The sequence below is a fragment of the Spirosoma areae genome, from assembly GCF_054781775.1.
In genome coordinates, this window is record NZ_BAAGTT010000029.1 from 41182 (window position 1) to 63750 (window position 22569).

Annotated in this window: 15 protein-coding genes; 2 read left to right on the forward strand and 13 right to left on the reverse strand. The window is 40.8% G+C overall.

From position 1 onward, the window contains the following. Positions 1 to 2 precede the first annotated feature (2 nt). The 10 genes from ACYVI1_RS16805 to ACYVI1_RS16850 all read right to left on the reverse strand — a co-directional run bounded on the left by ACYVI1_RS16805 (position 3) and on the right by ACYVI1_RS16850 (position 12039). On the reverse strand, positions 3 to 1166 hold the full coding sequence (locus ACYVI1_RS16805) for a glycosyltransferase family 4 protein (protein WP_460911835.1): 1164 nt from the start codon (positions 1164 to 1166) through the stop codon (positions 3 to 5). Positions 1167 to 1189: 23 nt separating this feature from the next. After that, a complete protein-coding gene (locus ACYVI1_RS16810) occupies positions 1190 to 2188 on the reverse strand; it encodes a glycosyltransferase family 2 protein (RefSeq protein WP_460911837.1) in 999 nt (332 codons plus the stop codon). Next, a complete protein-coding gene (locus ACYVI1_RS16815; protein WP_460911839.1) occupies positions 2157 to 3278 on the reverse strand; it encodes a glycosyltransferase family protein in 1122 nt (373 codons plus the stop codon). The genes ACYVI1_RS16810 and ACYVI1_RS16815 overlap by 32 nt, the downstream gene beginning before the upstream one ends. Before the next feature lie 143 nt (positions 3279 to 3421). Then, positions 3422 to 4378 carry a hypothetical protein gene (locus ACYVI1_RS16820; protein ID WP_460911841.1) on the reverse strand — a complete coding sequence of 319 codons (957 nt, stop codon included), beginning with the start codon at positions 4376 to 4378 and terminating at the stop codon, positions 3422 to 3424. Positions 4379 to 4516: 138 nt separating this feature from the next. Continuing rightward, a complete protein-coding gene (locus ACYVI1_RS16825; RefSeq protein WP_460911843.1) occupies positions 4517 to 5497 on the reverse strand; it encodes a hypothetical protein in 981 nt (326 codons plus the stop codon). Positions 5498 to 5789: 292 nt separating this feature from the next. Further along, complete coding sequence (locus ACYVI1_RS16830) at positions 5790 to 7088, reverse strand: lipopolysaccharide biosynthesis protein (protein WP_460911845.1); 1299 nt, start codon at positions 7086 to 7088, stop codon at positions 5790 to 5792. Positions 7089 to 7272: 184 nt separating this feature from the next. Next, entirely contained in the window at positions 7273 to 7755 is a 483-nt protein-coding gene (locus ACYVI1_RS16835) for a UpxY family transcription antiterminator (RefSeq protein WP_460911847.1), read from the reverse strand. A 34-nt stretch (positions 7756 to 7789) separates the two neighbouring features. Then, a complete protein-coding gene (locus ACYVI1_RS16840) occupies positions 7790 to 10090 on the reverse strand; it encodes a GumC family protein (RefSeq protein ID WP_460911849.1) in 2301 nt (766 codons plus the stop codon). A 56-nt stretch (positions 10091 to 10146) separates the two neighbouring features. After that, positions 10147 to 10980 (reverse strand): polysaccharide biosynthesis/export family protein, encoded by an 834-nt coding sequence (locus ACYVI1_RS16845; protein ID WP_460911851.1) that lies wholly within the window; start codon positions 10978 to 10980, stop codon positions 10147 to 10149. A 693-nt stretch (positions 10981 to 11673) separates the two neighbouring features. After that, entirely contained in the window at positions 11674 to 12039 is a 366-nt protein-coding gene (locus tag ACYVI1_RS16850) for a LytR/AlgR family response regulator transcription factor (RefSeq protein ID WP_460911853.1), read from the reverse strand. Positions 12040 to 12953: 914 nt separating this feature from the next. Here ACYVI1_RS16850 and ACYVI1_RS16855 point away from each other — a divergent pair. Together ACYVI1_RS16855 and ACYVI1_RS16860 are read left to right on the forward strand one after the other, a co-directional pair. Then, positions 12954 to 13679: a sugar transferase gene (locus tag ACYVI1_RS16855; RefSeq protein ID WP_460911855.1), complete on the forward strand. Its 726-nt coding sequence runs from the start codon at positions 12954 to 12956 to the stop codon at positions 13677 to 13679. Positions 13680 to 14258: 579 nt separating this feature from the next. Continuing rightward, complete coding sequence (locus ACYVI1_RS16860; protein WP_460911857.1) at positions 14259 to 15515, forward strand: WcaI family glycosyltransferase; 1257 nt, start codon at positions 14259 to 14261, stop codon at positions 15513 to 15515. A gap of 439 nt (positions 15516 to 15954) precedes the next feature. On the opposite strand, the gene ACYVI1_RS16865 is transcribed toward ACYVI1_RS16860, so the two are convergent. From ACYVI1_RS16865 to ACYVI1_RS16875, 3 genes are all read right to left on the reverse strand, one after another. Next, complete coding sequence (locus ACYVI1_RS16865; protein WP_460911859.1) at positions 15955 to 18270, reverse strand: TonB-dependent receptor; 2316 nt, start codon at positions 18268 to 18270, stop codon at positions 15955 to 15957. 593 nt (positions 18271 to 18863) lie between these two features. Further along, positions 18864 to 20177: a tetratricopeptide repeat protein gene (locus tag ACYVI1_RS16870; protein WP_460911861.1), complete on the reverse strand. Its 1314-nt coding sequence runs from the start codon at positions 20175 to 20177 to the stop codon at positions 18864 to 18866. 99 nt (positions 20178 to 20276) lie between these two features. Further along, a complete protein-coding gene (locus tag ACYVI1_RS16875) occupies positions 20277 to 22520 on the reverse strand; it encodes a DUF4331 family protein (RefSeq protein WP_460912051.1) in 2244 nt (747 codons plus the stop codon). Between the last annotated feature and the right edge of the window lie 49 nt (positions 22521 to 22569).

Consider the following 22569-nt stretch of genomic DNA (forward strand, 5'->3'; position numbering starts at 1 on the left):
AGTTATTTTTTATTACTTACATCAACTAAAGTAGAAACAAGCAAACGGCCTGACTCGTCCCATCCATTTAATTGTTGAGATTTAGACTTTGCTAAACTTTTCATCGTGTGATATAAATCAACATCGTCGGCTAATAATTGCAATTTAGCGAAGATGCTATCTGAGTCTTTAATAGGAACAATAAAACCTTCCTGACCGTCTGTAATAATGTCCGATGCACCTGTATTAGTAGTCGCAATAATGGGCAAACCAAAGGACAACGCTTCACCAAGTACTAAAGCAAGTCCTTCTTCAATAGAGGGGAGACAGAAAACAGTAGCACTACGATAAGCCTGATGTAAGGCTTCTCCTTTCAGAACACCAGTAAATGTAACTTGCGGTGAGACAGCTAAATCCTGTATTCCCTCTGGTTCGGTCTTTGGGCCAACAATAACTAATTTTTTGCGTGGATGCTGAAATTTATCAAATGCCTGTATAAGATAACGCACTCCTTTTCTCACAGATATACTTCCAACATAAAGTACAACGAAATCTTTAGAATCTAATTCAATTGGTTTATTTATAGCTAAACTTGAGAATTTATTAAAACCGTATGGAACTTTCAAGAGTTTTTGCTCGGGAAATCCTAACCTCAGAAAACTATTTTTTACAAATTCTGAAGGAAGTAATATATAGTCAGCTAACTCATACTCCTTAATTCGTCTCTCTTTTTCCCGTTTGTGAAAAGGTGTCCACGCTAAATTGAGCTGGCGATATTCTTCACATAAACTTTCCTCCTGATACGTTACGTGGCTATTTACTGCTTCTACTATGCTAATAACTCCTCTTTTTTTTGCGTATTGGCACGTACTTAATCCACTGCCGTTATAGAATAAAAATATATCGGCATTATTTATATAGTTTCTACACGAAATGTCCTGCTCAATTTTCGCCAAATAAGCAAGATTTGAGGCAATTTTATTCGCTATTCTCAACTTTAATGCAGCTAAATATACAGTTTGTAAAATGTCAGCACGGTGTAGTTCGCTCCCAATTTCATCCAATCGCGCATGAGAACTAAGTCTGGAAAAACCACTGACAAATGCATGTAGAATTCCTGCTTTGTGCATAGCCAGCGCATAACGATAATGATGCGATCGATTTGGGGCCGTATAAACAACTTTCATAAAACCAGATAATAGTTCATAAATTATGTTGAAATTTTATTACGGCTTAATAAGATAGACTTGGCTATTTGCTTTAACCAATTTAATAATGCCTGATAAAAATGAATTACTTCTCCATAGCCTAATTTATAAATTTTAACGTATACATGTGTTATAAGTCCATTAGACAATTGAAAAATAGCTTTCTCTAATTCTTTTTTTTCTTCATTGGAATATATAGTCCAGCCTAAACATGACGATTGTTTATTAGCAAAGCGTGCTCGGGCTTTAGCAGTTATTTCTGCATTCCAACCTTTTAAAGTAAAGGCTGGTTGTATTACTTCTTCAAATATAATTCTTAAGCCATTAATTTCATTCAGTTTCCGCTTCTGTCTAACGTTACCATTGTCAGCCCATACCCGATAGCATGATAGAATTTTTTCATTGTATACATTGCCAAATCCCAAAGCTGCAATCTGAGCTGATAAATAATAATCTTCTGCAAAGTCTACGTTTGAGGTGATATAATTTGCTCCAGATAACACGCTTCTTCTAAACATTATTATGTTAGCTGCAACTTTATAGCCCTTAACACAAGATTTTAAAGCAGTGTCACCATCAACAAATCCAGTTTTACGAAAAAGAGTCCTAATAGTACCATTTTTACCAAAACCATCAATTTCTTGAACCGATCCATGTGCATAGCCAGCTTCTGGATATGTATCCAGAAGTAATGATAATTCTTCGATATAGTCAGGCAGTAAATAATCATCTGAATCAAGTTTAACTACATAGTCGCCAGTAGCTACTTTTAAGCATACATTTGTGTTTTTCACCATACCTAAATTGATTGGTTGATGAATAACTTTAAGATTCTTATACTCACTACTTAACCTATCTAAAATTAATTTTGTATCATCGGTACTACAGTCATTTGATACAATTACTTCAAATGGCTGTAGTGTTTGTGTAAAAACGCTCTTAATAGATTGCTCTAAATAAGCAGCTTGATTATATGTGGCTATACAAACTGAGATCTTCATAAAATTCTTTTGCTGTGTGAACTACGCTCCACTTATAATACTCTCTACTCTTCAAATACTCATTAAATTTTTTAATTTCAATTTCATACTTAGGGATATGCATAGAGGAAGTAGACAGCACTTGCAGGTTGTGTAATCTCATAGCTGCATATACGCCACTTTTGCTAATATATTCTTCAGGTGTACAAGATACTCCCTTATCCAGAATTTGTAATAGGGATGATACATGATACTCTGGTAATTCTCCTAAATAGAAAACATCTATTTTATCTTTAAATAATTCTTTTAGTTGCAATAGCCCATCTACATTTCTTATTCTTCCAAACCCTAAAACTATAATTTTTTTGTTATACTCCCGTGCTGATATTATTTCATTGTATATAATGTTTTCCAAATCACTGGTGGAATGAATACTTCCGAAAACTCCAACAAATAAATATTTATTAAGCTCATTTTCTTTAATACCTAAACTTTCATAAGTATACGCAACAAATTCACTATCTATTTGTGTAACAGATATGTTGCTGAATAGCGTTAAAATATGCGCCTTAATGCCTATATGTTCTAATACTAATTGATAAAGCCTGTTGCTTGTAGATACAGATTTAGGGGTAAGGCTGAGTGTTAAAAATTTTGCAATCTTTTTTTGAAAAAACTTATAAAAATTATGAGTTATTGGTGATTGACTTTTTATACCTACCCAAGTCTCATGAAACATAATATGCCACAAATAGTTTTTACCAAGTTTTTTTAATTGAATAACTAAATTGAATGGTAAACCTTTAGAATGAAAACTATACGGGACATATTGAAGGCTTAACCAATGCGGACTTATATACTCTATAAATTCTATGATTTTTATGCGTCTCGCTTCCCAGGATAATTGGTGGGATAAACGTAATGTAGTAATCTCCTGTGTTCCATCAACTTGTATACTTTCCTCAACTATATTCTGCAAATACTTATCATTTAGCGCAATTATGGCAGCTTGGTGATTTTGCCTAATCAGTTCGCCAGCTAATTTTCGAGTATAATCACCTACTCCATCACGACCTGGCTCTAGCGAACCACAGAAGAAAACAATTTTCATTCTATCTACAGTAATTATTTTCTAACTGGATATGTCAGGCCCATATTTCAAAAGAAAATATTAATATGCTTCAATGGATATCGATTTACGATTAATTTGTAAAATTCAGACCATTTCAAGTTAATAGTTGGATGCCCAAAACTTTATATTCTATGATAAAAGCGGCCTAAAAAAGCTGAAAAATTTAGCTGTAATCTCTTAATATAAATTTCATTTTCAGTATATAGTCTAATAATGCCATGAACATTATCCCAATACAATTTGTCCGCTTTTGAAGGGGGTATTCCTTTTAAAAATGAATTAATAAATTTTTTTTTCCAGGGCTTTGGTGAACCAGTTGCATGAGACATTGTCCATCCTCCATAAGTAAAATCCATTCCTTCCGGTCCCATCTCACTAATAGGTTGATCAGTGCACATAGCTGTTAGATTTAACAAATCTTGATCCCCAACAGTAAAAAGATCATTATTGTATATACTTTGAGCAAAACTACTTTTATCGTAACCGAAATTTTCTACTGCAAGATCCATTAAATTAACCCACATATTTAAAAAACTTACTTGACTCTTATTTACGCCAATAAAACCGGCATTAAGATAGGAATTCAAATCATTTTTAATGAATAAATTGCCAGATTTTGCTACTTCAGCCCACTGTTGACGTTTTGGATGAGATGGGGGCATATCGTTCCACACAATTTCACGCACTATAGCTACTCCATACGTAATCCATCTCTCATAAAAACTCCAACTGCATTTGTTAATTATATCCGGATCAAAATAAAAAATACCCTCTGCGTCTTTTGCCGGTCCATTCCATACATTTAATATAAAATTAGGTTTATAATTCGTGAAATGGTAATCATTAACAACTGGCAAAAAATGTAGTTGTAAATCTTCAGCGAGAATAGCCGTAGTAGCATCTGGCCAATTTAATGATTTATTTGCCTTCGCATTTTTAATCCAATTCGGTAATTCTCCTCGATAGCCTGCATAAATATCTCCTCGGAATCCCTGCTGATATAAAGAATTTACCAAGGCAGCTACACCATAATGATAATGCCCTTCAAACAACGTACAAACAACAGATTCTTTACGCATTTATTGCCTATTTTTTAATAAATTTTGTTCGAACTCCTGCCCGTATCGAATTGAGTGGAGTATGTGTAGTAAAAACTTTTATCATCGCTAATTTTTTACTATATATTGTTTACGTCTTCGGCCATTGAGAAATGCACTTTAATTTGTATGGCGATAGAATCTACTAATAAAGGCTGAAAATATAATACTTAGCCGTAAGATTCGGATTCGAGTTTTACTGTAAATACTAATAGGGTATTGGGTATTTAGTAAGAAAGCTTTTTCAGATGATGATGCTGGTGTTCCATGGAGGGCATATAAAATAAAATTTTTGTTCCAAGGTTTAGGCTGTCCAATTGCGTGTCTCATAAGATTTGACCCATATTTGAATGACATCCCCTCTTTTCCTATGAAACTTAATTCTCCGTTCCAAGCTTCGATTGCCACATTTAGTGCATCCTGATCGGGTATATCAAAAGCATTAAATGCTCCAACGGAATCTTTAAGTAGCTGGGAGCCACCAGGTAGTGAAGAACGGTTTAACCCCATCACTTGAGTTCCAATATTTTCTAAGACTTGGCTCCAGATAAATAAAAAATTAAGCATTTGTTTATTTATGCCTACAAATCCGCTATTAGCATAAATTGTAGATTTAAAAGAAAGATTTATACCTGTTTTGTTAAAATGCTTTCTCCAAACCATTCTTCTTGGATGACGCTCAGGTAAGGGTGAATTTACATCTTCACACAAAGCCACACCATAGGTTACCCATTCTTCAAAAAGAATCCATTTAGAAAAAAGTACAATGTCGGGGTCAAAATAAAACATTTGTTCTGCTGCTTTTGCTACGCTGTTCCACAATAAAAGCATGAAATCAGGTTTATAATTTGCAAAATGATGTCCAGTTTCTAAGGGTAAGAAATGGAGTTTAAGCCCAGTAGCAACAGCAAATGATTTACTACCCTTCCAATCAATTGCCACATCGTTTTCCAACAAATTAACCCAGAAGGGTAATTCTCCTCGATAGCCTGCATAAATATCTCCTCGGAATCCCTGCTGATATAAAGAATTTACCAAGGCAGCTACACCATAATGATAATGCCCTTCAAACAACGTACAAACAACAGATTCTTTACGCATTTATTGCCTATTTTTTAATAAATTTTGTTCGAACTCCTGCCCGTATCGAATTGAGTGGAGTATGTGTAGTAACTGTTGAGCCTGCTCTAATAATATTTGCTTTTATAATTCTAACCTTGAGAAGAATGATATTTCGCGAACCAATTCAGATATCTTCTTCAAATGTTATTGGTGATGAAAATATAGATTACAACCTGGTAATAAATACTTACAAAAATTGTATGTTAAGTATTCAGCAATTTTAGGCAAGCTTTAGTCGAATAAAGTATAAATAGTACAAAGTAAGTTGCGTTTATACTTCCTTAAGCTTGAAATTAAGACAGTAGAAAAAATATATTAGATATTGAAATAAATAGGCACAATATAAAAACATATTATAGAATATTGCCCCTGTCAGAGTAGATAAATCAAAGAAAAATACACCTAAAACCAGTATAAGCAATTCAAGAGGAATATTAATGAATGGTTTGATAAACCAGCCTCTACTTGCCGCAAGTGATGAATGCAACCCACTTAGTAAACCTACACAAGTTGTTAATACGTAAAGAAACAATTCGGTATCTAACCCAACATAGTTCTTGCCTAATATAGCCAGAAATTGATCCGAAAAGAAATACGTAATTGTACAGACTATACTTAGACTTAGTAGTGTAAGAATTAGCACATTAAAATAATTTTTTATAAGAAGTATTTTAATATTATTTAAACGCGCATACCGAGGTATAACCAGAATACCAAATACTATATTAAAGAGGGTAAATACAGTTGTGATTCTACCTAATGCGCCTATTTCAGCAATTGATGTAGTGTTCCCAAAGAATGAAATCAGCCAGATAGTAATCTGACCCGTTATACAATAGAATACTGCACTGGGCATTATTCTTTTTACTGTTTTGATAATCTCCTTTTCTACAGTCTCGTTATATGCGCCATTATCAAGAAACTTGTCGGCAATTTTCCTTAATTTAAAATTTCCATATATTCTCGGAATACCACTGCTTAATATTGCTAAGGATGCAAATGGAAATATAAATAATGTGATAGAACTTAATATTAGGCGATAAACACTAACCTGTAACTGATTTTTTTGTAGGGGTTTAATATCCTGGTGCAATTTAGGTGTGATTTCTAATAAGGTATCTGACAAGGCTGAAATAAACGCAGGAATTACAGATATTATAATTAAAACGGTGGTTAATAATGTAGCTCCTTGATGGTTCAGTAAATAAGCTAATATGGGCATAGCAATCAACAAACTTACTATTGCAAATTTTCTTCGCATAGACAAACCTGTTTCTACTATATCACCCAGTTGCTTTTTGTCTTGCCACACTTTTCCACCCAATGCCAGCACACTATTGGAAATTCCACCATCTGCCAGAATTGTCATTGTACCTAACATCGTATTTGCAATCGTGTACAAGGCGTATTCTTGCGTAGGTAATAGTCGTACTACTAATATACCACTTAATAATCCTGTGATTTGTACGAGTACTTGTGCGCTACCAGTAATGGTAATCAGACGACCCCACTTAATAACTTTTGCATACCCAGGATGGTCTGCAATCTTCCGAAACGTAGTTGTAACCAAAACGTTGATTTTAATTTTAGATGTGAATAACTTAGTGTATTCTAATTTGAACGCTGACTTACTGTATGATTTTGGTTATATAATCTACCTTATCATATGGCTTCGCCCGCTCAGTCCCACTTGGAACCTACTCTAATAGTTACTATAAACTGAAGTCAAGTTTTCCCTTAGTAAGCGAGTGGTTTTAAGCCGAAATAACCGTTTTTGTTAAATCGATTGATAACGACAATTGTAGAGCATCGAGCATGATTAGTACGATTTTGCCCTGTTGTCGCACTATTTGGCCACTCGCATTAGTGAATAAACCAGAGGCAATTGTTAATTGATCACCTGGCTTAAATGACTTTATCTCAATGAGGTTATGATCAACTTCATTTAACATTAGTTTAATCGCATCAATCTCCAAATCCCTGACAATAGCTGCTTTATTCTGCCAAAATAAATACCGAACTATCCCTGGTACGCCAAATACACTGGCCCGCTCATTTTCCTGTAGGTTTACAAAGCAATAAGAACGAAATAGGGGTTCTTCAACTACTTTAATTCTGTCCGACCATTGACGTTTTGTTTTAATTAATGGACAATAGACTTCAATACCTCGCTCTCGTAGCTTTTCTGCGACGAGCTTTTCACTTCTGGATTTGGTATAAAGTACAAACCAGGGCATAATCAACGTAATTAATCTGTTTATAATTTACACCTTATCGATAGCCATATCCATAGCCAAATTCCTGACTTTTTTCGTAGGCTACGCCATTGAAAATGACATGCAGCGATTTGAATTTTTGGCTGGCTGACAGGCTGGTCAGCAACTGCATGCAATTGCGAGGGGTATATTCATGCCGCACGATATAAAAAACTTTATCGGCATAGGGGGCCAAAATTGTCGTGTCTGCTACGAAAGCTACAGGTGGGGTGTCGAGAATGATGTAGTCGAATTGCTGACGAAGTTCTTTTAATAAGACATCCATGCGCTGATTCGACAGCAGTTCAGAAGGATTGTGTGGTATATCGCCACTCGAAATTAAATATAAATTAGGGTGGTCGGTAGCCCTTATTAAATCACTGATTTCACACTGACCAGCCAGATAATCAGACATACCTGTAACTTGTTGATCAGGCATACCCAAATAAGTTGTGGTCTTTGGCTGGCGTAAGTCAGCCTCCAGAATAATGACCCGCTTCTCTAATTGAGCAAGACTATAGGCCATGTTAATACTAAAAAAGCTTTTACCCTCTCCACTAATCGATGAAGTAACCAGTAGAAGTTGGTTGTCGAGCGGAACCATATTGCCATTGGTATAGGGTAAATTTGCCCGCAATACTTTAAATTGTTCAGTAATGGTTTTATCAGTCTCGATTCCGACAAACTTATCGGCCTTCGTTCTTGGCTTTCTCATGATCTCGCCAAAAACAGTAAGCCCCGTTTCGGTTTCAATCTCATTCCGTGTTTGTACTTTACCGCTAAGTCTCATTCGTACGGTAATTATACCAATAGGAACAAGTAGGCCCATCAAAAAAGCAACCATATACGCGTTTATAGGACTGGGCTTAAGTGGATAGGCTGTGCTGGTTGCCTCGTCAATAATTCGGCTGTCTGTTACGGCTGAAGCATAGGAAATGGCGGCTTCTTCCTTTTTTTGGAGTAGCAGTAGGTATAAACTTTCTTTAATTCCCTGCTGCCGTTTGATCGTAATAAACTCCCGCTCTTTACGAGGGAGCGTATGGATGGACGATTCAAAACGTTGATTGACTTTCTGTAAATTAGCACGGCTAAGCTGTAAATTTTGTCGCTGATTATTTACATTTTCCTGAATAGCTGCTTTGGTGCTTTCTATCTGCTTAGTTATACTTTGTAAGAATGGATTATCATCCTGCATTGTGCGACTGTATTTCTCGTGCTGTCCCTGTAAGTTACTTAATTTTTGTATAAGTTCTTTTAAGATAGGGTCGGTCAGTGCAGACATAGCGGGTGCAATTCCACTCTGACTATTTTTCATATAACTTTCTACCCCATCCAGCAATTCGAGATTAAGATCGGCTTCGTTGAGTTTTGTGTCAGTAGTATTGACTGCATCGAGGAACATATCTCCCTGACGTCTCAAGTCCGTAACCTCCTGAGAATTTCGATAAGACTCAACGTCATGTTCCACAGCTCCCAATTCGCCGGTTATTAATTTCAGGCGTTCATCAATAAATTGTAAGGTGTATTTTGCTTCAAGATTTTTGTCATCCAGAGCTGATTGGGTATAAATTTCGAGCAATTTGTTTAGAACAGCTTTACCTCTGGCTGGCACAGATTCTTCAAGAAATAATTTAAGCACTGAACTCTCCATTGTTGATGCAATTTTGAGTACGTTTTGATAACGCCCAGCTATCTGTTCAGGCTTATGAAAAGTTACCTTAATCAGGTTATTATCCTTTCGGTAAAGCGAGTCTTTCAATAGAACGCGAAAGGTACCATATTCACTTTTAGCAACGTTGTTAAAGCTATATTTTCCCTTACTATTGCCTTCTTTATCCTGTAATTCATACTGCTCTTTATTGATGATATTGATGAAAACCGGACCCTGATAAGCTGTGTTGGTTAAACCAGTCGAATATATCCATACAGGAGATGAATTATAAAGTTCTTCATCGCGCCCAATTTTATTCTGTTTATAGTATTGAACGGTCAGATTAAGGCCTTCTACTACACGAAGCATCAGACTACGAGATTTTAGCAGTTCAACTTCGTTTAATACGGAATGAACACTGAGACTTACAGCATCTGCCTTTTCTAATATTTTTTCGCCTGCACTTTTGGGCTGCTCTCTAATTAACAAGGATGCGTTAACGAGATAAATAGGCTCAGCATAACGGAGATATAAATTAGCTGCCCCAAAAGCAAGAACCATTGCCAGAATAAACCAGTACCAATGCCGAAGATATTGGAGTAAGAACGACCGTATGTTAAATGACGGGCCTGTTTCTTCGCGAAAATTAGTAGTTATGTCAGCCATGATTATTTAAGTCAATTTATCTTTACCAGGGTCTTCAGGATGATGGTTTTCCCACCTTACTTTAAAAACGTATTGTATATGAGTAAGGTCGTAGTTATTGTGCTTAATACAGTTGGTATCAATTGTAATGTGCGGTCCGATGATGTAACTCTACCTGATTTAGATTCTACATAAATTACGTCATTATTTTCAATGTAATAGTAAGGAGAGTTAAGTACCTGGCGAGAGGTTAAGTCAAGTTTCACTATTTCACGCTTGTTATTAACCGTCCGTATCAGCATTACATTATCACGTCGCCCAAAAAGCGTCAGTTCTCCTGCCATACTAATTACTTCGGGCAAGGTATTCGTTTTATCAACAATATTATAAATGCCCGGTCGGTTAACCTCACCAATTAGTGTAAACTTGTGATTTAATAAGCGAATAGTAACGGTGGGGTCCTTAATATACCGGGACAACTGTTTTTCAAGAAGGGTGCCTGCCTCTTGCAGGGTCATACCGGCCAATCTAACTTTTCCCGCCAGAGGTAAAATCACTTCTCCATTTTGATCGACTGAATAGGCTAAAGGTTGCACCGTACTGGCCGTAGCAACACCAGGAAAACGACTGGTTGTAATTGTACTCGTATTTAAAACGTTGAAAAGTGCGTTGGATTCCTCGCTTAAACTATTGACAATGATGGCCAAAAGATCATCAGATTGAACTCTTAGTGGAATTTGCTCAATTGTTGCTAACGTGGCATAACGGTTTTCATCAAGCGCATTCTTAGTCTGAAAATAAGTTATTGATTTAGAGGTAGTGCAAGAACAGATCAAGGGTAAAGCGATTACCCAGCTTACCCATTTCAATGCATAATTTCTGTTTACTGAATTTGGGAGAAATTTCATCATGTAGCGCATGCTTAAAAAAGGAGGTTTAATAGGCTTTAACTAACAGCTTAACTTTTGACAAATTTTAACAATAAATCTACTATTCGTTTAGTATTAATTACTTAACTCAAGTAAGATTGCATCAAACTGATTTTATAGGATACCAATTTCGCTCATAGATATATAAATAGCAAAGTAATACTATTAACAGTGCCATAAATTCATTTTTTCACTTACTTACCTGTCAAAATTCATTCGTTAACCCTCAAAATGATAAAATGGGGCTTAATTCTTTGTGCAATACTATCAACTTACTGGTAAAAATACAAATTATAAAATTAAGTATATTTTTAGGCAGAAGTGTAAACTACGGCGTTTTTTCAATATATTTATAACTTTTATCATATTATATGTACTTATTTATTGATATTTGCGCTAAAAAATGATTTAATTTTACTCTATGTACGCTTAATAAATTAGTTAGCGAATTGCTTTTTATGAGAATTATTCAAAAAAAACAAGTAAAATTTATTGCACTAAAGAAGCAATACACTTCAGAGATTGATGAAATATGGATTCGATAGAGGATAAGTGGTTGGTTAAATTGTAGAAGATAGGGCCCGTGTCTTATATGGAGTAACCTAATAATTGGATGATGGAAATTATCACCCATTAAGACTGCCCTATATGCTTCCCTGCTTATTTAACATGTACTCACCCGGAAGACTCACTACTGTACTCGTTCGGTGAACCTCCATGAAGCTTAGCGCTTAGCTGATTGATGACTTCTCCAATTCGTCTGCGGCTTATAGGAAGGTGAGCGTTATTGCTCATGATCAGATAGGCGGTGGTGGGTGAAACCAGCATGCAACGATGAATGTGTTTTGGGTTAATGAGACTTCCTTTATGAATGCGAACAAAGTGGGGCCACCGCTCACCATACCATTTTAAGGTCCTACTTGTCAAAATTTGTTCTCCACTGAGTAGGTGAACAAAGCAATAATTAATATCTCCTGTCAAGTACAGAATTTGGTCTGGTGCGAAGTTATGTTGAAGCTGTGCTGCTGTATATCGTTTCATGACCTACATTCAGGCTTCAAGAGCCAGAATTAGTATACACTACCAAATATAATGATGTTTCTACGAAAGTAAGAATTTGCAATTATAAATTTATTAAATAAAGTTTTGGTAAACTTATTACTATTATAAGTGTATTATTGCGTTGTATCAATAAGTAAGACTTACAAAAACTTTATGTATCTTAATTTTTTAATTTTGATACGTTAGGTGATTTCTAATTATCTGTTTTTGTCTTAGGTTAGTTAAGCGCTCTTAATACTTGCCAGGTAGCACGCTTATTTATTGTATTGAGAATCCAGATGTCAGTGTATAGTGGGTAAGCTGTTAAACAACGTTAGCCATACGCTATCTACACCGTCGTTTGTTATTTTTAAACTGTAGAATTAAAGTGCTAATTATCAGCAAATTGTATGTATTTTGACGTTGAACCGGCTTTATAAGTTTAGGTATTACCAAAGCGGTATAATAAATCAAACTTATTGCCTGCGTTGAAATTGACTCTTTGCTATATTTTGAAGTCTAAATAGACAAACAGTATATCCTTGTACTAACAGGGTTTATATATTATAACTTCGATAACTATATATTGACTTTTGTCATAGATTTGTCGTGATAATCCAGAAAATATGAATTTGTAGGAGATATTGCTCAGTTTAGTAGCTATGTTAGCTTATTAATTATCTATCCCTGCTCACTTAAATAAATAATTTATCAATAAAGTGCAATTTATCGCCGTTTAATAAAAAGATATAGTACAATAGTAAATTGATAGAAAATGATTCCTATAATTGCATACACAGAGGATTGTGATGCAAATTTGCAGTTGCCTGAAAAGAAGCAATAGCAGGTAATAATGAAAAAAGTACAATTTCTTGTGGTTTCCATGCTGTTAACTGCTCAATCATCTCAAACGTATGAACATTGATTCTACCATCTTTCAACCCAACGATGCAGAACTCGCTACAAACGACTTTACGTTAGAAAACGTTTTTTTGCCGTGGACGGCCGATCCGGAAGTTATTTCACTGCCTGAGACTACCTTCTATACCCGTGTTGGCAAGCGCGTGATCGATTTTATCATCGCGGGATTTGTCTTTGTTTTTATCTTATCATGGTTAGTTCCTATTGTTGGTGCGCTGATTTTAACAGAGTCTCGAGGTCCCATTTTATTTATTCAAACTCGTTCTGGTCGTAAAGGCAAACCGTTTCTTTGCCTGAAATTTCGTACAATGACCTACACTCCCGAACCTAAGGGAGGCTTTGTTCAGACCGCTCGTGATGATAATAGAGTAACAGGCATAGGACGGTTCCTGCGACGCACCAACCTGGACGAAATGCCTCAATTTATTAATGTATTACTTGGCGAGATGAGCCTTGTTGGGCCACGCCCCCATGCTGTTCCCCATGATGCCTTGCATTGGGCATCATCGGCTTATCGGGCACGTTATTGGGTAAAACCTGGCATTACAGGGTTAGCCCAAATCAGAGGTTCGCGTGGCGCAACGGATGTATCCCAACGAATGGAGCATCGGGTTCGCTATGATCATCTTTATATACCTCGTCAAACGTTTTTGCTCGATATGAAAATCTGTTATCGAACCTTGAAGTTGATGTTTAAAGGCGATAAAAACGCCTGGTAATCGTTCCGGAAGTACGGGTTTACTGGTAACGATTGTGCCGAGCTGACCCGAATAGGTTTCTGATGTAGTGAGCCAGTAAGAAAGTCAGTGGAGAGCCACATGCTGTTGGAGAAATTCCTGTATAATTTTATGGCGCTCTACTGTAGGTCGGTGTTGGCCTCATTTAGGTATAAGTACTTATGTAGTCTGTATTTTCTATTTCAGTTGGGTACACAATCCTAAGCTGACCTCACTGGAATTCGTACCGAATTGGCTGGCCCATGGGTCAAGGCCATACAAAAGATGAATCTTCAGATTGCCATTCCGTTAGTATTAACTGATTTACTGGCTGGATTGTGGGGCATGTTTTCTAAACGTGCCCGGTCTTGCCGGGTCCTTGCGTGGGTCTGCCTTGCCGGTATAGTTCTTACTACTGAATTAAAGCAAATTCTTTCGTTCCTCCGTCATTTCGATAGGACGGGTATCGGCTGGGAACCTTAAGAAAATTAAGTTCAATTAGCCTGATTGTAGTACTATACTCCTCAAAACAGCCAGGAGGGTAGCCAGGCGTTTGTAAGAACCACTCCACTGACAAAGTGCATGCGTATTCTGATTTATGACATTAATTATGCGCCGGAATTAACGGGCGTGGGCAAATATACAGGCGAAATGGGGGCTTGGTTAGCCCAACAAGGCCATTCTGTTCGGGTAATCACGGCAATGCCATACTATCCAGAGTGGGAAGTCCATAAAGCGTATAAGGGTAAAGCCTGGCTGACCGAAACTATAGATGGAGTGACTGTACACCGCTGCCCATTCTATGTGCCTAAAAAAGTCACTTCCTTAAAACGAATCCTGCATGAGTTCTCCTTTGTGTTGAGTAGCCTGATCTATTGGTTCCCCATTTTTTTTGGTAAACCATACGATGTCGTTCTCTGTGTGGCTCCCCCGTTTCATATCGGCTTGTTGCCTACTCTCTATGCAACCCTACGAAAGGTGCCACTTTGGCTGCATTTGCAGGACTTGCAGATCGATATGGCAAAAGAACTGGGCATGTTGAAAAATAAACGATTTTTAGACCTCCTCTTTGCTATCGAAAAATTTATTCTAAAACGAGCCACTGTTGTTTCAACAATTAGTGAGGGCATGGTTCGTAAGACTACAGCGAAAAACGTTATTCAGTCGGAATGTATCCTGTTTCCTAACTGGGTCGATGATCTTTATATCCGTCCCCTCACCCAGCGCGAATCACTTCGCGCTGAACTGGGGCTGAATAGCGATAACAAAGTGGTGCTTTATGCCGGAAGTTTAGGCGAAAAACAAGGCTTAGAACTAATTATTGAAGCTGCCCGATCGTTTGAGCATCAGCCGGAAGTTAAGTTTTTGATTTTCGGGTCGGGTGGTGGCAAAACACGTTTGGAGGCCCTGGTACAGGTGTATAATCTAACAAATGTAACGTTTCACCCACTTCAGCCTTACGAAAAATTATCCGCTCTCTTAGCTACTGCCGATATACATCTGGTGCTTCAAAAAAAGTCGGCATCTGACCTTGTCCTGCCATCAAAGCTGACGAGTATTTTAGCGGCTGGTGGCTGTGCGTTAGTATCGGCTGTGTCAGGAACAACGCTATACGATGTTATTGACACGCACAAAATGGGAATTCTCGTTGAACCCGAATCCGTGGATGCCCTACGGGAGGGAATCACTAAAGCTCTTAACTCAGATTTATCGGCCTACCGGCAAAATGCCCGCTTATACGCCCGAAAACATTTGAGCAAAAAAAGTATTCTTCAACAGTTTGAAGAGGATTTGCTTCGCTTGCAAGGCATTATTCCTGAACCGCTACTAAGTCAATAAGTAAGCCCTATATGGGTTGTCAGGGCATGGGCTTCACTATTTCGGGCATTGCCCGGGAAACCGAAAATTAGTCGTTTGCTATGAACGGCTTTACTCAATCTCGTCGTGATATGTATTGAGAATTTTTACAATTACAAGATTTTTTGGTACAAATCTTGTAATTGTAAACTTGCGTATATACTATTGTTTATAAGGGGCAGGAGCAGACAGTTAACTTACTCATTGTATATGTAGTGAGTTTAATTGCTTCCATCAGACGCTCATTATTTACAGCTTAAACGTATAGTCACGTTACGTATAATGGCGAAGAAATCATTGCTGCCAGGCCCCTGGACATTAGTTTTGCTAATCGCATTGGTTCTTTTATGGCTGACAGTCCGGTGGCTCTGGCTCTGGCTTACGTAAACAGTGTGTGCGCCTGCTCATACTTAATCGCCTGTTACCAATACAAGGTCAGGCTTAATCGGGCAAAAAACGGTGTTCCAGGCGTGAAGTGAATTTCTTCAACAGCTTTCGTTTCATTTTGTAACCGGCTTTCGGTGGCGAACTGCGTTTCTTTCCAGCGCGTATTCAGCAAGTTCTGCACCGATAGACCGACCGCATAGTTTCGGCGGCTATAATTGACCTGCATATCGGTCACAAAATACCCTTTAGCCACAATTGAATTGTCCTCGTTAGCCGGTCGGTCGCCAATATATCGGTAACGGAGTGAGCCGCTCCAGGCGCCCGCATTTTGCAGCGACAGGCCACCCGTAGACGTAAAGGTCGGTGCCAGAGGTAAGTAATTTTGCTCCCGGCCATATGGTCCTGCTTCAACACCAATGGCTCTTGGCTTAGCCGTGTTTAAGTCAACATCGGCGTAGAGCGTTTTTGTCAATTGATATCGCACCGACACATCGATGCCGGACCGGCGCGTTTGGCCGCTGGGTTCGACAACGCCTGCGTCGCCAACATAAACGAATTCCTGTTGCAGCCACAAATACCACACAGCCGCATTGATGAGTAGTTTTGGAAAGGGTTTAACAATAAAGCCCAGGTCAGAGCCATAAGCGGGTGGCAATATCTCCCGCCCGCCCTGCGGAACAACCACCCGTGTGTCGTTAGAATGAAAGCCCTTACCAGTGTTCAGATACACCTGTACTCTCGTATTGACAGTGTAGTACAGATTCAGTTTGGGCGAGATGGCAGTTGCGGTAGCCTGTTTTTTTACAACCGGCAGTTCTAAAAAATCTTCATACTGGTTACGAAAGTAGTCGACCCGGACGCCCGCGTTGGCTGTGAATTTAGCCGAAACCTGAATTAATTCGTCGACATAAACAGACGCATTCAACTCATTGATATTCCCAAACTGGATCGAATTTAGGGTTTCGGTTCGATTCGTTGTATGCGAGAGTTCTGTATTCTGAGTAATATCCTGCCGGTATTGCGCTCCCACAGTCGTCGTCCACTGACTTCGGCCTACATTAGTTTGCGTTGAATAGCTGCCATTATAGCCGAATAAATTCCGTTCTTCTTTCTGCCGGATTTGATCGCCATTGCTCGAATCGGCTAAGAAAAAGGTGAAGTTAGAATACAACTCAAAGGTATAGTTGCTATAAAAAAACTGGTTTTTGATAATATGGTTCCTGGGTGTTGCTGTCACAAGCTGCGCGTTCAGGTTTGTGCGGCTGGTTTCGCCCCCTTCTGTAGGGTCTATTGAGCCAAAAAAGTCCGTCAGGCCGGATTCAACTGCCCGGTCGGGAATCTGCCCGGAGTGGTTCCATTTGCTCCAGAATGTTGAGCCGCTGAGCGTTAGATTTGTGTTGGATGAGAGGTGCCCGTGATACTTACCGATTACGTTCAACCGTTTGAAATTCTGGGGGTTATCAAAATATGAGTTTGTATATGAATACTCGGAAGCCAAATAAGCTGACTGATTTTTGGCCTTTCCTTTATGCCCCAGCAAGTCCAGCCCGGCCACGGCGCGATAGGTGTCATACTGCCCCGCTTCAAGTTTCACAAACGAACGGTCGAGGGCCGTCCGCGTGCGGAAGTCGACCCAGCCTGCCGTGGTAAAATTGCCTTTTTCGGCATGATAAGGTCCTTTTTTGAAATCGACCCCGTCAACTAATTCCGGGATTACGAAGTGCAGGTCGGCATAGCCCTGCCCATGAGCGTGCGAGACCATATTGACCGGCATCCCGTCGACCGTCAGGCGGATGTCGGTGCCGTGATCGATGTCGAAGCCCCGCAAAAAAATCTGCTCAGCTTTGCCGCCACCCGCGTGTTGACCTATAAATAGCCCCGGCACTACCCGCAAAATTTCCTGCGAATTTGTAATGGGCCGAAGTTTAATATCCAAACTACTGATTAGTTGCTGGTCATGCGCCCGCTGCGCCAACACCTGCACTTCGCTCAACTCGACGGATGCCGCACTGAGTGTAGTTCGTATACTTGTCGTATGGTCATTCTGTACCATTGCATCAACAATCTGCGAACTGAAGCCAACGTGTGAGATCTCTACTTTATAAGGAGCCGCCACCAGCGCGTCAAAACGGTACTGACCTAATTCGTTCGTTGTAGTAGCTTTATTCACCCCAGTCAGTTGCACACTTACTCCGCTCAAGGGCAAATTTGTCGCCTGATCGTAGACTGTTCCCCTAATGTTGCCCAAGTGTGCGTAGGTCTGTACACTGGCAAGTAAAAAAAAGATAAGTAGGAGCCAGTTCAACCTGTTGGCAAATCCTGTATGAAATAGACTATAGAAAAAAGACATATCCGAAGCATGGATACGGTACGTCGGCATAAATGGCGGACAGCACCAGGTGTAATAATAAGACAAATAAAGCCAGTCGTCTGACTGATAAGAAGCGGTCAGAAACACCGGCTTCCTGTCTTATCGTGACCTGGGAGGTGGGGATATAACCCGGTTGGCGCCGGACAAACGTATAGATTGATAGTTAACTAAGGGGATCGTTACAAGTTCATATACGGGTGTTACAAACGGCCAGGACAAATGAGGGAGACAATGAGCATCAACTCCATATACAACTGAAATTAGATGATGAGGTATCGTATCGGTAGCTGACTGGTAGCGGGTAGCTAACGCTTCATTCAGGAAATCCTCAAGGCTGCTCATACGTAAATATCGACACTCCTGATAGTGGCCGTCTACGTTAGTTTCCACCAGCACGAACTCATACTGATCCTCCGGGCGGCTTAGGCAGCCCGCGCCAATCACCAGTAGGTAATTAGCCAGTAAGAGGAGAGCGATCCAGGAGCGGGCCAGCATCGGGTTAGTAAAGTGATTGGCTTCTTAAATAGTGGACGGCCTGTAAATGACCCAGAAACCAATAACCAGGCTATAGGTCAAAGTGTATAATTCGGATTTGTTTTTCGGGCGGCTGCAATGAGTTTATTGCCCTGGGCTGCATTACCTAAAGCCAATTCAATTGCCCCGGCCTGTTGCAGCAATTCAGGATCTTTTTTTCCTGTACGCAAAGCCACCTGCATGTGTTGCTGCGCTTTTTTCAAATCATTTTGCTTGTAAAAAACCCAGGCCATTGCCTGATTCACATCTATATTTTTAGGCCGCTTTTGATACTCTTTCAATCCGTAAACCATTGCTGAATCTAATTGCCCTGACTTTATGTAGAGTTTACAGAGTTCCAGATCGACGGCATGGCCGGAGCGGGCATCGTCATCCAGCATTTTAGCAACTTCAATAAATTTCTTTCCGGCTTTTGCCCGATCCCCCTGTAACGCGTAGATTTCAGCCATTTGCTCGTGGAATGAAAATTCGGGCATAATTTTAGCCGCTCTGTCCAGCGTGACTAAGGCTTTATCATACTCTTTCCGGGCTTTTTGAATGCGGGCCTGCCCGGCCAGTGCGAAGGCATAGCTGGGACGCATCGTTAAAATTTCGGTATACTGTCGTTCAGCATCGGCGAGCCGTCCTGTTGTTTCGTACAAATGACCGAGGATGTTTTTGCTCCAGCAATAGGGTTCCGAACCGGGCAATCCCGCCTGTACGGCTAACTTCATTGCCTCAATGGAACTGGGATAATTACCGTAGATCTCGCGCAGATAGGATGCCCGTGAGTACGACTCAAGCGAAGGTTTCAACCCCTGCATTTTATCCGACACCACCACCGCTTCTTCGTAGTTACCCAGTTCGACATTGGCATCGACCAGCACACCGTACACATAGGCATTATTGGGGTTAATCTGCCTTGCTTTTTCGGCCAGTTCGCGGGCTTCAGCAAACTGGTGCTGCGACATTTTGACCGACGATTTAAAGGTAGTAGCCTCAAAGTTTTTAGGATCCATTGCCAGCACACCGTCTAAAATGTGCAGAATAGCCGGATAGTAATACGGGTGTTCGCCCGTAATTCGAGCTTCCGATAAGTAAATTACAGCCAGTTGAAGCCGAGGTTTTATCTCATTCGGCTCTTTCCTGACTCTATCAGTCAACTCGGCCACTTTTTCTTTTGTTCGCTGCCACTCGGTTGCCGATGCTAATTCACCCCGCCGTTCGTAAAGAGGTGGTATGTCCATCGTAGACAGGGTGGTTGTGGCGGTTTCTTTTTGCTTATTCGTGCAGCCGAACGGTAGGAACAAGACCGATAGCATCAGGATAGCTGCAGGCAGGAGTTGTTTACCGGGAAATGTAAAAAAACACATAGAGGAAAAGTAGTTTACGATAGTTGATTTGTGAAGTACGGTACATAGTTTAAGTTTTAAATAACCGCCACTATATACCGTACTTCATAAACCTATTAATTAATGCCGGACCACCTTAATGGTCTGCCGGTCGGTTGGCGTCGTCACCTGCAGGAAGTAAACGCCCGGTTGTTCACCCAATCGGATAGTTCGGCGTTCAACAGCACCCGCTTCGCTTACCAACTGCTGGCTGAATCGCTGACCCCGGCCATTTGTTAGCCACAGTTGCACCGGCTGACCAGCCGCTCCGCGTACCTCAACCGTAACTTCGTTATTGGTAGTCGGATTGCCCAGCACACGAACAGCTAACGGCGCAACCGGCTCGGCACTCAAACGGGCTGAAGCACAGAAGTTTGCAAAGTTGAAGAGGTAAGTGACTTCCGAAGCTGCGTCGCCTACGTAACGGGCTTTTACCAGAATATCGCGGCCATCCCGGCGTCGCTCAGCGTCAATTACGCCGTTAACCTTCGTGCTATATTGTTTGACACCTGCAGCCTGGTATTCAACTACCCGGTTTTGATCTCCGCCTATACGCCCGAAGACGACATCACCTGAGATGCAGTTATAGGCTACCACCGTGACTGCCAGAGGTTTACCCGTGTTTGCTTCCGGTCCTACATAGCCATTGCCAATAAAACCACGCCAGGGATCCTGCACAAAGGGAAACGCTGGTTTGAAAGTTGTATCGTTTTTGGTAACTCCGGCATTAAAACCGAGCACTTTCCCCAACTGGGGCGTAACCGGGGATTGACCGGGCACGAAATCATCGTACCACAACCCAATGGCCGCCAGCACCACACCCCCTACCGCCTGCAACTCAATGGTGGTCACGTCATCCTCCAGCCGGCGCCCGTTGGGGAAGCCATCCATGTTAGGAATGAACTGCATACCCGGCTTGGCATAGGCGGGGTCGGTCAGCCCCAGCACGGCCGCCTGCACCAGGCCCAGGGAGGAGAAGTTGGGGTCGTTGCGGGGGGTGGAGGGCACGGCCATGTTGAGCCGGAGCATGTCGCCTAAGGTGGGCAGGAAGTTGTTGACGAAGGGCTTGCCGGCCGACAGGGGGTCGCCGGGGGTTTTGCCCGTGGCGAGTTGGTAGGGTCGCAGGTTGGGCACGCCGGTGTAGAAGATGGGCAGCAGGTCCACCGCTCGGGGACTGGCATTGTCGGGCAGCAGGATAGTACCAAAGATAGCATCATCAAGCGCTGTGCCCGTCACACCCGACGTGCCTTTCACGCCATATAAACCGGGCTTGCCATTGCGAAAATCAAACGCCCCTAAAGAATTCTTCTGAATCCGAAGAGCCGATAATCCTGGCACGGCACCCCCAAATTTAGAGTCGTCCATGTACAGAGCTAACTCTGGATTACTGAAGTACTTGGCGAACTGCAGGTCCTGACCACCATACGGTTTGAAGGTATTCCAGCGGTCTTTCATGCCGATGGGAATAATAACTTCATTGGTCAGGGGCATACCCAGCCGTGAGACCTGAACGTACTCACCATCATAACTCACGTCGTTTTCGTTGTTGATGGTTTTAATTCGCTGACGGCTGCTGGACGCCCACACACCGATCACAAAGTCAGGGTCGAGAATGTTAGCGGCCTGCGAAACGCTCTTGCCATTTTTCTGCAAGGTGGAAACGGGTACTTCAAGAGCAATTGTATGAACGTTGTAACGAGCCAGTCCATCGCGGCCCGGTTGCCGGAATCCACCTACATCGAACGCGCCACCGAGATCGACAAAGAACGGGTCATCGATTGGACCACAGAAAACCCGCTCACCCGTTGAAGCTGTGGCAATGGCTTTTGTGGCTAACTCATTGTAATTAGCTGCACCCAGTCCCACCGTTTTATCCTCAATAGAGCGCGGGCCAATGTTAGGCGGTGGTACGATGCCATTACTGACGATAGTCGTCCACGTATTTCCCCCGTTCATGCTGCGCTCGCAGGTGTAGGTGGCTTTTTGGTTTTGCTTGCCTAACCGAATGTTGAAAAATGTGGTAGGATCTTCGTTTGTGATTTTAAACGTGAACCGATAGGTAATGTCATCACCCGGCGTGGCTGTATTATTGTCCACATGGATTTCATAGCGGATGCGTTCGCCAAAGTTGTACCAGTTTGGACCACCTGCTGCGTCCTCAAACGGAATGTAGTTGGCAATAAGAACGATTTTCTCCGCATTGACTGGGCTTTTGAAGGCATAAACGTCGGTGTTGTCGGCCAGCGGGTCATTTGAGATTAAGGGAGCCTCGCGGTGCGACGACGCCATAACCTGACTGAAAGGCAGATACATCAGAACTGCCATCAGTAATAGGGTAAGATTTTTTTTCATTGTCTTGTCCAAAGAATGATGA

What these genes read in the sequence shown, in the direction of transcription:
- ACYVI1_RS16860 (WP_460911857.1), top strand. Translation starts at nt 14,259, where the DNA reads ATGCGTATTCTGATTTATGACATTAATTATGCGCCGGAATTAACGGGC.
- ACYVI1_RS16835 (WP_460911847.1), bottom strand. Translation starts at nt 7,755, where the DNA reads ATGCCCTGGTTTGTACTTTATACCAAATCCAGAAGTGAAAAGCTCGTC.
- ACYVI1_RS16810 (WP_460911837.1), bottom strand. Translation starts at nt 2,188, where the DNA reads ATGAAGATCTCAGTTTGTATAGCCACATATAATCAAGCTGCTTATTTA.
- ACYVI1_RS16825 (WP_460911843.1), bottom strand. Translation starts at nt 5,497, where the DNA reads ATGCGTAAAGAATCTGTTGTTTGTACGTTGTTTGAAGGGCATTATCAT.
- ACYVI1_RS16865 (WP_460911859.1), bottom strand. Translation starts at nt 18,270, where the DNA reads ATGTCTTTTTTCTATAGTCTATTTCATACAGGATTTGCCAACAGGTTG.
- ACYVI1_RS16840 (WP_460911849.1), bottom strand. Translation starts at nt 10,090, where the DNA reads ATGGCTGACATAACTACTAATTTTCGCGAAGAAACAGGCCCGTCATTT.
- ACYVI1_RS16870 (WP_460911861.1), bottom strand. Translation starts at nt 20,177, where the DNA reads ATGTGTTTTTTTACATTTCCCGGTAAACAACTCCTGCCTGCAGCTATC.
- ACYVI1_RS16850 (WP_460911853.1), bottom strand. Translation starts at nt 12,039, where the DNA reads ATGAAACGATATACAGCAGCACAGCTTCAACATAACTTCGCACCAGAC.
- ACYVI1_RS16820 (WP_460911841.1), bottom strand. Translation starts at nt 4,378, where the DNA reads ATGCGTAAAGAATCTGTTGTTTGTACGTTGTTTGAAGGGCATTATCAT.
- ACYVI1_RS16855 (WP_460911855.1), top strand. Translation starts at nt 12,954, where the DNA reads ATGAACATTGATTCTACCATCTTTCAACCCAACGATGCAGAACTCGCT.
- ACYVI1_RS16815 (WP_460911839.1), bottom strand. Translation starts at nt 3,278, where the DNA reads ATGAAAATTGTTTTCTTCTGTGGTTCGCTAGAGCCAGGTCGTGATGGA.
- ACYVI1_RS16805 (WP_460911835.1), bottom strand. Translation starts at nt 1,166, where the DNA reads ATGAAAGTTGTTTATACGGCCCCAAATCGATCGCATCATTATCGTTAT.
- ACYVI1_RS16845 (WP_460911851.1), bottom strand. Translation starts at nt 10,980, where the DNA reads ATGATGAAATTTCTCCCAAATTCAGTAAACAGAAATTATGCATTGAAA.
- ACYVI1_RS16875 (WP_460912051.1), bottom strand. Translation starts at nt 22,520, where the DNA reads ATGGCAGTTCTGATGTATCTGCCTTTCAGTCAGGTTATGGCGTCGTCG.